We start from the raw sequence: 13,662 nt of genomic DNA on the forward strand, positions 1-13,662 counted from the left end.
TAGATAAATTGGTATTGGGATAGGGTAATACTATTGCTCGCTCGATACGGTTATTAAAATTTATCAGATGATGGGGGAATAAAATAAAGAGCTAGTGAAATGGGCGTTGCCAATGCAAAGTTAAAATAGTGTTATCGGTCTCGGCATTATACGCTTTCCCTATCTGGGTAAAACCTTGTTTACGGTAGAAGTGGCAGGCGCGTTGGTTTTGCTGATAGACCTCCAGCGTCAGGGCGCGGTAGTGTTGCTGAACATGTTCCATCAATGCCTTAGCGATACCCTGCCCGTGAAAAGGTTGGGCGACAAACAATGCTCCCACCAGTTGTTCTTCCAGAATACTGATAAATCCTGCAATCGGATTCCCACCGCCAATGGTTTTTGGGTGTAAATAGACCCAAGTGCGGGCTGCTGGCAGGTAAGTGTTTCGTACCAACGGGGCGCTCTCATGCCAATATTGTTCGGCAATAAAAGGATGCGCCGTAATCGTGCTGGCGAGCCACAATTGCATCACGGCATCGATATCGTCCGGTTGATACGCTCTAATCATTTTGCTGCGTTATCCGGATGGCAGAAGCAACTCGCCAGATGATCGTTCACCAGGCCACTGGCCTGCATAAAGGCATAGCAAATAGTGGAGCCGATAAACTTAAAACCACGTTTTTTGAGTGCCTTAGACATCGCATCTGAAATGGGGGTTGTTGCCGGGCATTCTGCCAAACACCACCAATGGTTAACTTTTGGCTCACCATCGACGAAACTCCAGATAAAACGCGAAAAATCTTCGCCGTTGGCTTCCATTGTCAGGTAGGCCTGCGCATTAGTAATAATCGCCTGAATTTTACCGCGATGGCGGATGATGCCGCTGTCCAATACCAGCTTTTCAACCTCTTCCGACCCCATTTTTGCCACACGCACCGGATCAAAATTATGGAAACATTTGCGATAATGTTCGCGTTTTTTCAGCACGGTTATCCATGAAAGCCCAGCTTGTTGACCTTCGAGACACAGCATTTCGAATAATGCCTGGCTGTCGGTACGTGGAATTCCCCATTCAGTATCGTGATAAGCGAGATACAGAGGATCAGTGGTCACCCAACCGCAGCGTTGTAGGCTCATAACTCGTCTTCCTGTTTGTTATCTGTCTCAGCCGTGGATGATCGCTGTTCATTGACTGATTAGCAACCTATCGACAGATTCTTTACCTTGGCGGGAATTACGCAGAATTAGCCGCTGGAATCCAATTAAAGGCTCATTTTATCGACAAATCTGCTTTGATTGTTGCATCTTACCGGATTCTGGCTGTATATCTTACGGTCAACGGGTATACTGACCCATTCCATTTTAATCCACTTGTATCGCGTGCGAATCCAACATGCAAAAGTTTGATACCAAGACCTTTCAGGGCCTGATCCTGACGTTACAGGACTATTGGGCGCGCCAAGGCTGCACCATTGTTCAACCACTGGACATGGAAGTCGGCGCGGGTACTTCCCACCCAATGACCTGTCTGCGCGCACTTGGCCCAGAGCCAATCGCTGCCGCTTATGTACAACCTTCACGCCGCCCGACCGATGGTCGTTACGGTGAGAACCCAAATCGCCTGCAACACTATTACCAGTTCCAGGTCATTATCAAACCTTCACCAGACAACATTCAGGAACTCTATTTAGGTTCATTGAAAGAGCTGGGTCTGGACCCGTTGATTCACGACATTCGCTTTGTCGAAGATAACTGGGAGAACCCAACGCTGGGTGCCTGGGGTCTGGGTTGGGAAGTGTGGCTAAACGGCATGGAAGTGACTCAGTTCACTTACTTCCAGCAAGTGGGCGGTTTGGAATGTAAACCGGTCACCGGCGAAATAACATATGGTCTGGAACGTTTGGCAATGTACATCCAGGGCGTAGATAGCGTTTATGACCTGATTTGGTGTGACGGCCCACTGGGTACAACCACCTACGGCGATATTTATCATCAAAATGAAGTGGAGCAATCCACCTATAACTTTGAATACGCCGATGTGGACTTCCTGTTCTCCTGCTTCGAGCAATATGAGAAAGAAGCCCAGTCACTGCTGGCGCTGGAAGTCCCGCTGCCACTGCCGGCTTATGAACGTATTCTCAAAGCTGGCCACACGTTTAACCTGCTCGACGCCCGTAAAGCCATCTCGGTAACTGAGCGTCAGCGCTATATTCTGCGCATTCGTACGCTGACCAAAGCTGTCGCCGAGGCTTATTATGCTTCCCGCGAGGCATTGGGCTTCCCTATGTGCAAAAAGAATCAGAACTAAGAGGCTGTCATGACTCAACAGACTTTCCTGGTGGAAATCGGCACGGAAGAGTTGCCGCCGAAGGCTCTTCGTTCTCTGGCCGAATCTTTTGCCGCCAATTTTACGGCTGAACTTGATAACGCCAATTTGCCTTACGGTGAGGTTATTTGGTATGCCGCACCGCGCCGTTTGGCGTTAAAAGTCATTAACTTAAGCGCTGCTCAGGCTGATCGTGAAGTCGAAAAACGTGGCCCGGCAATCGCGCAAGCATTTGATGCCGAAGGCAAACCAAGCAAAGCGGCTGAAGGTTGGGCGCGTGGCTGTGGTATTACTGTCGACCAAGCAGAGCGTCTGGTTACCGATAAAGGCGAATGGCTGCTGTATCGCGCGCATGTCAAAGGTCAATCTGCGCAGTTGTTGCTGGCGGGGATGGTCAATACCGCTCTGAGCAAACTGCCTATTCCTAAGCTGATGCGTTGGGGTGATAAAGATACCCAATTCGTTCGCCCGGTTCATACCGTGACCATGCTGTTAGGTTCCGAAGTTATTCCAGGTACGGTATTAGGCATTGATTCAGATCGTGTTATTCGTGGTCACCGCTTTATGGGTGAACCTGAGTTTACGCTCGATAATGCCGATCAATACCCGCAAGTCTTGCAGGAACGCGGTAAAGTTATCGCTGATTATGAATTACGCAAAGCTATCATTAAGCGTGATGCAGAATTAGCCGCACAGAAGATTGGCGGTGTTGCTGATCTGAGTGAAAGTTTGCTGGAAGAAGTGGCGTCGCTGGTTGAATGGCCGGTGGTGTTGACCGCCAAATTTGAAGAGAAATTCCTGGCAGTACCTGCGGAAGCACTGGTGTACACCATGAAAGGTGACCAGAAGTATTTCCCAGTTTACGACACTGCGGGTAACTTGCTGCCAAACTTCATTTTTGTTGCTAACATTGAATCGAAAGATCCTCAACAGATTATCTCGGGTAACGAGAAAGTGGTGCGTCCACGTCTTGCTGATGCCGAGTTCTTCTTTAATACTGACCGTAAAAAACGTCTGGAAGATAATCTACCGCGTCTGGAAACCGTGCTGTTCCAACAGCAATTGGGCACCCTGCGCGATAAGACTGATCGTATTCAGGCGCTGGCCGGTTGGGTTGCCGCACAGATTGGTGCTGATGTTAACCACGCTACTCGCGCCGGTTTGCTGTCCAAGTGCGATCTGATGACCAATATGGTATTCGAATTCACTGATACCCAAGGTGTGATGGGGATGCACTATGCTCGTCACGATGGTGAAGCTGAAGACGTTGCGGTCGCACTGAATGAGCAGTATCAGCCACGTTTTGCCGGTGATGATTTACCGTCAAATCCGGTGGCTTGCGCATTGGCTATTGCCGACAAAATGGACACGCTGGCGGGTATTTTCGGTATCGGTCAACATCCAAAAGGCGATAAAGACCCATTTGCTCTGCGCCGCGCTGCACTAGGTGTGTTGCGTATTATCGTTGAGAAGAATTTGCCGCTGGATCTGCAAACGCTGACCGAAGAAGCGGTGCGTCTGTATGGCAGCAAGCTGACCAACACCAAAGTGGTCGACGAAGTGATTGAATTCATGCTGGGCCGCTTCCGCGCCTGGTATCAGGATGAAGGTCATAGCGTTGATACCATTCAGGCGGTATTGGCTCGTCGCCCAACCCGTCCGGCTGATTTTGATGCTCGGGTAAAAGCGGTAACTTATTTCCGCACACTGGACGCGGCTGCGGCACTGGCTGCGGCGAACAAACGTGTGTCGAACATTCTGGCGAAATCTACTGATACCCTGAATGACCATGTGCGTGCTTCTGTGTTAAAAGAACCGGCAGAGTTGAAGCTGGCTACACATCTGGTGGTGTTGCGCGATAAGCTCGAACCAGTGTTTGCGGCAGGTCAATACCAGGAAGCACTGGTTGAACTGGCGGCGCTGCGGGAAACGGTTGATGAGTTCTTTGAAAGCGTAATGGTTATGGCCGAAGATGATGCCGTGCGGGTTAACCGACTGACATTGTTGAGTAAGCTGCGTGAGCTGTTCTTGCAGGTTGCTGATATTTCTCTGTTGCAGTAATCCTGTTCTTGCCTGGCAATAGGGGAGCGCATATCGCTCCCCTTATCTATTCTTAATACTGGAGTTGGGTGATAAGAATAGGATGTTGTGAAAATAAGTACTTATCATAGGAGTAGTTTCACATGACTTTTGCACTGAATACGGCCCGATATTCACGTTGGTTAGCGCCATTGTTGGCGTTATTGGTAGTGTTCCAATTAACTGCCTGCGGGGATAAAGAACCAGAACAACGTAAGGCTTTTATTGATTATCTGCAAAATACGGTGATGCGCAGTGGGATGAAACTGCCAACGCTGAGTGAAGATCAAAAGCAGAAGTTTGGCCCTTATGTCAGCGATTATGCGATTTTAGTCACTTTTTCCCAGCAACTCAGTAAGTCTGTGGATGCCAGCCTGACGCCCGCTATCGCACAAATCAATGAGATTCGTGTCGCGCAGGATTACCTCAATAAACGTGATGCATTACAGCAGTCAGCGGGTGCTTTAAATCTGTTAGTGCAGCAAATTCGCACAGCTAAAACACAGGCGGATAGCGCTGTGGCAGCATTGAAGCAGCCAGATGACCTGAAAGTGGTGTTTAATAAAGTCTTCGATAATGTGGTCACTCAGCCGACCAATGTGTTGATTCCGGCGGTTCCAGTGGTTTCTGCCTTTGTGCAGGACCTGGCACAGGTTGGGGATTTCCTGCAACAGCAGGGGGCTCAAGTCACTTTCAATAATGGTGGCGTTCAATTCCAAACTGCACAACAAGCGGCACAATATAACGCGATGATGGCTAATCTGGTCGCCAAGTATCCGGCGATGATGGCAGCACAGAAGAGTGTAATGAGTGTCATGCAGTGATTTGATGGGTTCGGTTGTTATGGCTTCATGCTTCACCTAACCTCCGTTGAACCAACCGCCAAAGGGGTTACAAGCGCGTAACCCCCTTGGATCCCCTGCGCTAGCGCACGTATCGCTAGCCTGCTTCGCAGGTACCCTCGATTCATCTTTTCGCTGGCGGGACGGCTTTACGCGGGTCCCTCCGCGTGACGCCTAAATCCGCCGTCCATGGCGGATTTCCCTTGCTCCACTCTTCACTCGGCTGCTCAAATGTGCTTTTAAACATCAAAACCTAAAAACCATGGTTTTGATTTTCTCTTTTGACGTTGAGCGCAATCAGGAATATTACCGACAAAGGCGATGGCCCGAGTGAGCCGCCATGGACGGCGGCGAAAAGCGCGCTGGAGCAGGAAGCGACTCGCGCTGGCTCGATAAGGCCAACGGCTGCCGGAGGGGACTGCGAATAGCAGTAATATTTCGCGCAAGCCGCAGGTGCAGGAGGGCCGGCCTGCCCTCCTGCTCGGTTGAGGCGGCAAAGCCAGCAATGAAAACAAATCGAATATCAACCGAAATCAGATCCGGCCGTGAGCAATGATGAACTCATATCAACCAAAACCTGATCCAATCGTGTGCCCCTTTCCCCCTGTTGTTTTATTACACATTTACCAGTCAGTGGTTCAATATCGATATATTGGGTGGACGAATGTCTCATCCTGCTTCCGCGAGCAAAAATAACTTGTGATTAACATCACATTTTCAAAACAAATGGTCACCATAAAAGTGTGACATAAGTCACTTTAATGATCGTTTTTAGCTTAAAAATTATCCCCCGTGGCTTTCTTACACCCTAATAGTGTGATCTTGATCACCAAATTAACCCCTGTAGTGGGTGCTTTCGTGTGATTTATGTCACATAAAATAGGTGAGCTACGCGTGAGTAAAAGAGCATGCTAGAGTTTGTTTTGCATACAGCGTGTTTGTATTCGATAACACCGGCGGGTTTTGCAGAACTGCCTCAACAAAACAATTATATCGCGCTCTTATTGTTAGCGCGTACCAATAGGGGTGTTTTATGTTTTCACCAGACGCAAAGGTCAGAATTCAAAATTTTGGCCGATTCCTCAGTAATATGGTTATGCCCAACATCGGCGCATTTATCGCCTGGGGTATTATCACCGCACTGTTTATTCCAACGGGTTGGTTGCCGAATGAGACGCTAGCCAAACTGGTTGGCCCGATGATCACCTACCTGCTGCCATTGCTGATCGGTTTTACCGGCGGCCGTTTGGTCGGGGGAGATCGTGGTGGTGTGGTCGGCGCTATCACTACTATGGGGGTTATCGTTGGTGCGGATATGCCAATGTTCCTCGGTGCAATGATTGTCGGCCCACTGGGTGGCTGGGCAATCAAACACTTTGACCGCTGGGTTGAAGGTAAAATCAAAAGCGGCTTTGAGATGCTGGTTAACAACTTCTCAGCCGGTATCATCGGTATGCTGTTGGCTATCTTGGCCTTTATGGCAATTGGCCCATTGGTAGAAGTGTTATCTCAAGTGTTGGCGAAAGGCGTGCATATCATGGTGCAGCTTAACCTGCTGCCACTAACGTCTATCTTCGTCGAACCGGCCAAAATCCTGTTCCTGAATAATGCGATTAACCACGGTATCTTCTCTCCTTTGGGTATCCAACAGGCGACTGAAACCGGTAAGTCTATCTTCTTCCTGATCGAAGCTAACCCAGGCCCAGGTATGGGTGTGTTGATGGCGTACATGTTCTTCGGCAGAGGTAACGCCAAGCAATCTGCTGGCGGTGCGGCTATCATCCACTTCTTCGGTGGTATTCACGAAATCTATTTCCCATACGTTCTGATGAACCCACGCTTATTGCTGGCGGTAATTCTGGGCGGTATGACAGGTGTGTTCACTCTGACTGTGTTGAACGGCGGTCTGGTATCACCTGCTTCTCCTGGTTCTATCCTGGCGGTATTGGCAATGACACCTAAAGGTGCTTACTTTGCCAACATTGCAGCGGTTGCTGCTGCATTTGCCGTGTCCTTCGTGGTCTCCGCCATCTTGCTGAAAACCTCTAAAGTCAAAGACGATGAAGAAGACAGCCTGGAAGATGCCACTCGTCGTATGCAAGACATGAAAGCACAATCTAAAGGCGCACAAGCAGCCAATGCAGCCGCAGCTGCGGGCGACTTGAGCACAGTGCGTAAAATCATCGTTGCTTGTGATGCCGGTATGGGTTCCAGTGCGATGGGTGCCGGTGTATTGCGTAAGAAAGTATTGGATGCTGGTTTGAAGCACATCTCTGTGACCAACTGTGCCATTAACAATTTGCCGGAAGATGTTGATTTGGTTATCACTCACCGTGATTTGACCGAGCGCGCCATGCGTCATGCGCCGCAGGCACAGCATATTTCGTTGACCAACTTCCTCGACAGTCAGTTGTATACCAACCTGACGGCTCGTCTGGTCGAGGCCAGCAGCAGTGCAGAAACTGTCCAGAAAGTGATTGAAAAACTGGATGATAGCTTTGAGCCATCAGAGGCCAATCTATTCAAACTGGGTGCGGAGAATATTTTCCTGAACCAACATGCGACAACCAAAGAACAGGCTATCCGCTTTGCCGGTGAGCAGTTGGTGAAAGGCGGTTATGTTGAGCCTGAATATGTTGAAGCGATGCTGGAACGTGAGAAACTGACTTCCACTTATCTGGGCGAATCTATCGCCGTGCCACATGGCACCATTGAAGCTAAAGATCGTGTACTGAAGACGGGTGTGGTGTTCTGTCAATATCCTGAAGGTGTACGCTTTGGCGATGAAGAAGATGAAGTGGCTCGCTTGGTGATTGGTATTGCTGCCCGTAACAATGAGCACATTCATGTCATTACCAGCCTGACCAACGCGCTGGACGATGACTCTGTCATTGAGCGCTTAAGCAAAACGACCAGCGTACAAGAAGTGTTGGATTTATTGGGCGGTAAAAAGTAACCGCAACTCAATGAAGTATGACGAGCATAGGGCCGTTGGGAGAAAACGGCCCTATACAGCAAAAGGTAAAAAACATGAAAGCATTACATTTTGGCGCAGGTAATATTGGCCGGGGCTTCATTGGTAAACTGCTTGCTGATGCCGGTGCACAACTCACTTTCGCAGATGTTAATCAGCCGCTATTGGATGAGCTGAATCAGCGTAAGAGTTATCAGGTTAATGTGGTGGGCGAGCAAGCGCGTGTTGAAGAAGTGAAAAATGTTAGCGCAGTGAACAGTGGTAGCCCGGAAGTGGTGGAACTGATAGCACAAGCGGATATTGTCACTACTGCGGTTGGCCCACAAATTTTGGCCCGCATCGCAGGCACCGTGGCGCAAGGGTTGGTCGCCCGTCATCAACAAGGTAATACCCGCCCACTGAATATTATTGCTTGTGAGAATATGGTGCGTGGCACCAGCCAGTTGAAACAGCATGTTTTTGCTGCCTTGCCAGAAAGTGAGCAGGCATGGGTTGAGCAACATGTTGGGTTTGTTGATTCTGCGGTAGACCGTATTGTGCCGCCATCAGAAGCAGGCAGTACCGATATTCTGGCCGTGACAGTAGAAACATTCAGCGAGTGGATTGTTGATGGCACCCAGTTTAAAGGGCAGCCACCGCAAATCGCGGGTATGGAATTGACTGACAATCTGATGGCCTTTGTGGAGCGTAAACTCTTCACTTTGAACACCGGGCACGCTATTACCGCTTATTTGGGCCAGCTTGCCGGTCACCAAACCATTCGTGATGCCATTCTTGATCCCGCAGTACGTCAGACAGTTAAAGGTGCGATGGAAGAGAGCGGTGCGGTGCTGATTAAGCGCTATGCGTTTGATCCACAGAAACACGCTGCTTATATCGAAAAAATTCTCTCCCGTTTTGAAAACCCTTATCTGCACGATGATGTTGAGCGTGTTGGCCGTCAGCCACTGCGTAAACTGAGTGCCGGTGACCGTTTGATCAAACCGCTGTTGGGGACTTTGGAATATCAGTTACCACATAATAATCTGGTGACCGGCATTGCTGCCGCGATGAGTTATCGCAGTGAACAAGACCCGCAAGCGCAGGAACTGGTTGAATTACTGGCTAAATTAGGGCCGAAAGCCACGCTTGCTCAAATTTCCGGACTGCCAGCTGATAGCGAGGTTGTGGAACAGGCGGTGAGTGTGTATAACGCCATGCAGGGTAAGCTGACACACTGATGCTCAGTGCTCAGATGAGCCGGTTGTTGTATTGGCCGGCTATCCAAACCCGTTGGACGGATACTCATTAACCACCCCAGTGACCAGCGATGATTGAAAAAACACAGGCATTTGAGAATCGGGTACTTGAACATCTGAACGCGGGGAAGACCGTTCGGAGTTTCTTGATGGCTGCTGTCGAATTATTGGCAGAAGCGTTAAATATTCTCGTGGTGCAGGTTTTTCGTAAAGATGACTATGCGGTGAAATATGCCGTGGAGCCATTGCTGGTCGGGGATGGGCCGTTGGGTGAGTTATCAGTACGATTGAAGTTGGTTTATGCTTTGGGCGTCATCACCCGGCATGAATATGAAGATGCTGAGCTGTTAATGGCGCTGCGTGAAGAGCTAAACCATGATGGCACCGAGTATCGCTTTACCGATGACGAAATCCTCGGGCCATTTGGTGAATTGCATTGTGTTGCTGAGCTGCCACCAGTACCAACATTCTTACGCCCAGATGAAGCTGATGCTTCGCTGATTGCCATGCAACGCCAGCGTTATCAGCAAATGGTGCGTTCCACTATGGTGCTATCAATTACTGAATTACTCTCCCGCATCAGTCAAAAACAAGTCTCCAAACTCTCACCGCTTGGTCATGTTTAATGATTCAAAACACTGAGCCATTCTTCGACCAACAGCCATAATGCTGTTATTGCCATCAAACCACCCATCACACCATTAAATAACCGCAGCTTCCAATTGACGCGCAGCGCATGGCGCAATTGATCCCCCATCACTGCCCAAACAGCGACGCAGGGCAGATTTAACAATGCAAAGCCGGTCATAATCAGCAGGGTATGGTTGAGCGTCGCCCCTTCGCGAGGGGTGAATAAGATGGCGACATTCATTGCCATCAACCAGGCTTTTGGATTTATGGCCTGAAATAATGCCCCCTGAATAAAGCCCATAGGTTGCTCACTATCCCTGGCATTGGGGGTGCCGGAATTAAAAATCTTCCACGAGAGCCACAGTAAATAGCCACCGCCTAATGTCACCAAAGGCAGACGGACAACCCCCACCCAACTAAGGATAAATGCCAATAGCGTGGTCATTAATGCGCATTGCAGCGCGCAACCAAAGGTAATCCCCAACATCATCGGGAAAGTTCGGCGTAAGCCAAAATTAACGCCAGAAGCGGCTAACAATAGGTTATTCGGGCCTGGAGTTATCGACATCACGGTGACGTAACTGATGAAAGCACTGTCCAACATGGGGGGAGATCCTATTAAGGTTATCAAGAGATTCAGCATAAAGATCAATCCGTGATGGCGTCAGACGCAGAAGTTATCTATTGTTATGGGTACAGTTTGAATGATACTAAACTGTACCCATTGATCCTGTGGAGAACTGTCACCATGTCCCTTGTTATGAACGAAATTCGCTACTTACAAGTGGCTGACAATCTGGCGCAAGCCATTAAAAATGGCAGTCTCCTGGCCGGTAGCCGACTGCCCTCGGTGCGGGGCTACGCGCAGAGCCATCAGGTCAGTATCAATACGGTAGTGGCTGCGTATCGCACGTTGGAAGACCGCGGCCTGATTGAAGCGCGCCCGCAGTCGGGTTTTTATGTCTGTAGCCCGTCAACCGCAGTGGTGCCAACGGCCACGGTCGGGAAACCGGTGGACGAAGTGCTGGATTTGATTGATACCGTCTTTGCCGCCCAGCAAAATCCGCGCTTTACCAATATCTCACTGGCCTGCCCGCAGACAGGTGATTTCTATCCCAGCGCCAGGTTGGGTCGCATCATGGCTTCTTTGTTACGCCGCGAGCCGCAATTAATCAGTCAATATTCTTTGCCACCCGGCAGCCAGCGCCTGCGACAGCAAATCGCTCGCCGCGCCATGACCTTGGGAATGTTGGCTGATCCGGCTGATATCACCATTACGCATGGGTGCATGGAGGCGCTGCAATTGGCGCTACGGGTGACCACCAAAACCGGGGATTGTGTCGGGCTGGAATCACCGACCTATTTCTATCTGATGCCATTGCTGGCAAGCCTCGGGTTGAAAGCGGTGGAGATTCCAACTGATCCGCAACAAGGTATCTCATTGGATGTACTCGAGTTATTGCTTGAAGAAGGGCGACTGAATGCATTAATTGCTATGCCGACGGTGCAGAACCCTTTGGGTTATACCATGCCACTCGCCGCCAAAAAACGATTGGCACAGCTGATGAACGATCACCAGGTGCCATTAATTGAAGATGGTTTGTATGCTGAAATTCAATTTGGCTCGACGTTATCTCCGGCAGTTAAAGCCTTTGATCGTGATGGCTGGGTGCTGTTTTGCTCCAGTTTTACCAAAACGCTGGCACCGGATTTCCGTATCGGTTGGATTGATGGCGGGCGCTTCGCCGAAGCATTGCACAAACTAAAAGCGGTATCGTCGATGGCGGAGCCGATGCTGTTGTCGGAGACTCTGGCATTGTTCCTTGAGTCTGGCGGCTATGACCACCATCTGCGTAGCTTGCGCCGCCGTTATGCGCAGCAAGTACAGCAAGCCCAACAACTGATAACCCGCAACTTCCCGCGTGGAACCACAGTGACACAACCCGCTGGCGGATTTGTTTTTTGGGTCGAATTCCCTGATAGCATCGATACCGTGGCGCTGTTCCATCAATTGCTGCAAGAGCAGATTTGCCTGACGCCGGGGACACTTTATTCACCCAGTGGCCGCTATCGTCATGCATTTCGCCTATCCTGCTGTTATCCATTTAATAGCCGTTATACCGGGGCGTTGGAGCGATTGGGGGCGGTCGCATGTGAAATGAGTGGTTTGCCGGCCGGAATGCAGTGGCAGCCGGTTCAGGAGGCTGCTGCCGAAAGAGATGCATCCTGATACACTATCCATCTTGATGCACAATCAGTGCTATCCTATCTCCAACTTTAGCGAAATATCGTGCCCATTAGCGGCATGTACGGGCCAATACTATGAAAGAACATGCAGAAATCAAACGTCTAAGCGATATGCTGGATGCGCTGAATCACAAAGATCCAACTGTTATTCAGCAGGGTAATGTGGATTTAATCGCACAGCATATGAAAGAAAAAGAGAAACTGGCGGCTGAAATTCAACGCTTGAAAGAAGTCAGGGTTAAAAACCTGAGTGCTGAAGCCCAGAAGCTGGCTAAACTGCCCTTCAGTCGTGCCATCACCAAAAAAGAACAGGCTGATATGGGCACTTTGAAGAAAGCAGTGCGCGGTATTGTGGTGGTTCACCCAATGACCGCATTAGGCCGCGAGATGGGCCTGAAAGAAGTGACTGGTTACGCCAAAAAAGCGTTCTGATTGCGACTTTCGAAATAACCGAGTGGGTGGCATGGCTGCCGCTCGGTTTGTTTCTAACTTTGATGTTACCCTTGACATATGCTTAGCATATGCTAGTGTTTTTAATGACACAAGCATCTGGAGCAAAAATATGAGAACTGTATCTATTTTCAAAAATGGGCAGAATCGAGCAATTCGTTTGCCAAAAGATATGGACTTTGAGGGTGCCACCGAGCTGGAAATACTTAAAGACGGTGATAGTATTATTTTACGCCCCATACGCCCGACATGGGTATCATTCATGGATGAAGATAAAGCAGATGATGATTTTCTTGTCGAAAGACAGGATGTTATCGAAGAAGGACGCTTCGAGTTATGATCAAAAAAGTATATATGCTTGATACGAATATCTGTTCTTTTATTATGCGGGAACGGCCAGCGGAATTAATTATAAAATTACAACAGTGTATTGAGCGTCAGAATAAAATAGTTGTTTCAGCAATTACATACTCAGAAATGCGTTTTGGTGCTATAGGTAAAAAAGCATCGCCAAAGCATAATTATTTAGTTGATGAATTTGTAAAAAGGTTAGATGCTATTTTGCCGTGGGATGCTGCAGCTGTTGATGCTACGACTAATATTAAAGTTGAGCTGGCAAAGCAAGGGACACCAATTGGCGGAAATGATGCCGCAATAGCCGGGCATGCAGTTTCTGCTGGAGCAATATTAGTAACTAATAATATTAGAGAGTTTGAACGAGTCAAAAAACTACGAATTGAAGATTGGACTCAATAGCCACTATTTCTAATACAAACAGTTTAATACTATGGAGTCATATATTCAGGGGGCTAATTTCAATAGCCAATTTAATTAATTCTTTTTAGTAAGGTCTTTCAGATAATTTGCCATCCTTGGCAATAGCATATTTTTATCGTT

Annotated in this window: 14 protein-coding genes; 10 read left to right on the top strand and 4 right to left on the bottom strand. The window is 48.9% G+C overall.

All coding sequences use genetic code 11. The annotated features are described in order from the left end of the window. Positions 1-91 precede the first annotated feature (91 nt). On the bottom strand, positions 92-547 hold the full coding sequence (locus FTB31_RS12150; RefSeq protein WP_227720113.1) for an N-acetyltransferase: 456 nt from the start codon (positions 545-547) through the stop codon (positions 92-94). Continuing rightward, on the bottom strand, positions 544-1,116 hold the full coding sequence (locus tag FTB31_RS12155; RefSeq protein ID WP_050078763.1) for a DNA-3-methyladenine glycosylase I: 573 nt from the start codon (positions 1,114-1,116) through the stop codon (positions 544-546). The genes FTB31_RS12150 and FTB31_RS12155 overlap by 4 nt, the downstream gene beginning before the upstream one ends. Positions 1,117-1,372: 256 nt before the next feature. Here FTB31_RS12155 and glyQ point away from each other — a divergent pair, with 256 nt between their 5' ends. From glyQ to FTB31_RS12170, 3 genes are all read left to right on the top strand, one after another. Further along, entirely contained in the window at positions 1,373-2,287 is a 915-nt protein-coding gene (gene glyQ, locus FTB31_RS12160; RefSeq protein WP_005175094.1) for a glycine--tRNA ligase subunit alpha, read from the top strand. 9 nt (positions 2,288-2,296) lie between these two features. Then, positions 2,297-4,366, top strand: a complete 2,070-nt coding sequence (gene glyS / locus FTB31_RS12165) for a glycine--tRNA ligase subunit beta (protein ID WP_050078764.1) — start codon at positions 2,297-2,299, stop codon at positions 4,364-4,366. A 122-nt stretch (positions 4,367-4,488) separates the two neighbouring features. Further along, positions 4,489-5,208, top strand: a complete 720-nt coding sequence (locus tag FTB31_RS12170) for a DUF3053 domain-containing protein (protein ID WP_050078765.1) — start codon at positions 4,489-4,491, stop codon at positions 5,206-5,208. Between the two features lie 257 nt (positions 5,209-5,465). Here the strand turns inward: FTB31_RS12170 and FTB31_RS12175 are convergent, their stop codons facing one another. Beyond that, positions 5,466-5,672, bottom strand: a complete 207-nt coding sequence (locus tag FTB31_RS12175) for a hypothetical protein (protein ID WP_227731414.1) — start codon at positions 5,670-5,672, stop codon at positions 5,466-5,468. Between the two features lie 587 nt (positions 5,673-6,259). Between FTB31_RS12175 and FTB31_RS12180 the strand changes: the two genes are divergently transcribed. The 3 genes from FTB31_RS12180 (at position 6,260) to FTB31_RS12190 (ending at position 10,064) form a co-directional block, all read left to right on the top strand. Next, positions 6,260-8,182, top strand: coding sequence for a PTS mannitol transporter subunit IICBA (locus FTB31_RS12180; RefSeq protein ID WP_050076555.1), 1,923 nt, complete (start codon positions 6,260-6,262; stop codon positions 8,180-8,182). Between the two features lie 74 nt (positions 8,183-8,256). After that, positions 8,257-9,420 (top strand): mannitol-1-phosphate 5-dehydrogenase, encoded by a 1,164-nt coding sequence (locus tag FTB31_RS12185; protein ID WP_050076556.1) that lies wholly within the window; start codon positions 8,257-8,259, stop codon positions 9,418-9,420. 89 nt (positions 9,421-9,509) lie between these two features. Continuing rightward, positions 9,510-10,064, top strand: a complete 555-nt coding sequence (locus FTB31_RS12190) for an MltR family transcriptional regulator (RefSeq protein WP_005161972.1) — start codon at positions 9,510-9,512, stop codon at positions 10,062-10,064. On the opposite strand, the gene FTB31_RS12195 is transcribed toward FTB31_RS12190, so the two are convergent. Then, positions 10,061-10,672 (bottom strand): LysE family translocator, encoded by a 612-nt coding sequence (locus FTB31_RS12195; protein WP_050076557.1) that lies wholly within the window; start codon positions 10,670-10,672, stop codon positions 10,061-10,063. The two genes, FTB31_RS12190 and FTB31_RS12195, sit on opposite strands and share 4 nt — an antisense overlap. A 144-nt stretch (positions 10,673-10,816) precedes the next feature. Between FTB31_RS12195 and FTB31_RS12200 the strand changes: the two genes are divergently transcribed. The 4 genes from FTB31_RS12200 to FTB31_RS12215 all read left to right on the top strand — a co-directional run bounded on the left by FTB31_RS12200 (position 10,817) and on the right by FTB31_RS12215 (position 13,521). Continuing rightward, the gene (locus FTB31_RS12200) at positions 10,817-12,298 is read left to right on the top strand and encodes an aminotransferase-like domain-containing protein (RefSeq protein ID WP_227731415.1); all 1,482 of its coding nucleotides are present in this window, start codon (positions 10,817-10,819) and stop codon (positions 12,296-12,298) included. A gap of 92 nt (positions 12,299-12,390) precedes the next feature. After that, entirely contained in the window at positions 12,391-12,747 is a 357-nt protein-coding gene (locus tag FTB31_RS12205; protein ID WP_005161962.1) for a YibL family ribosome-associated protein, read from the top strand. Between the two features lie 130 nt (positions 12,748-12,877). Further along, a complete protein-coding gene (gene vapB, locus FTB31_RS12210) occupies positions 12,878-13,105 on the top strand; it encodes a type II toxin-antitoxin system VapB family antitoxin (RefSeq protein ID WP_077295000.1) in 228 nt (75 codons plus the stop codon). Next, a complete protein-coding gene (locus FTB31_RS12215) occupies positions 13,102-13,521 on the top strand; it encodes a type II toxin-antitoxin system VapC family toxin (protein ID WP_227728958.1) in 420 nt (139 codons plus the stop codon). Before vapB ends, FTB31_RS12215 begins: the two co-directional genes overlap by 4 nt. Positions 13,522-13,662 lie beyond the last annotated feature (141 nt).

It is taken from the genome of Yersinia proxima (assembly GCF_902170785.1).
Lineage (GTDB): Bacteria > Pseudomonadota > Gammaproteobacteria > Enterobacterales > Enterobacteriaceae > Yersinia > Yersinia proxima.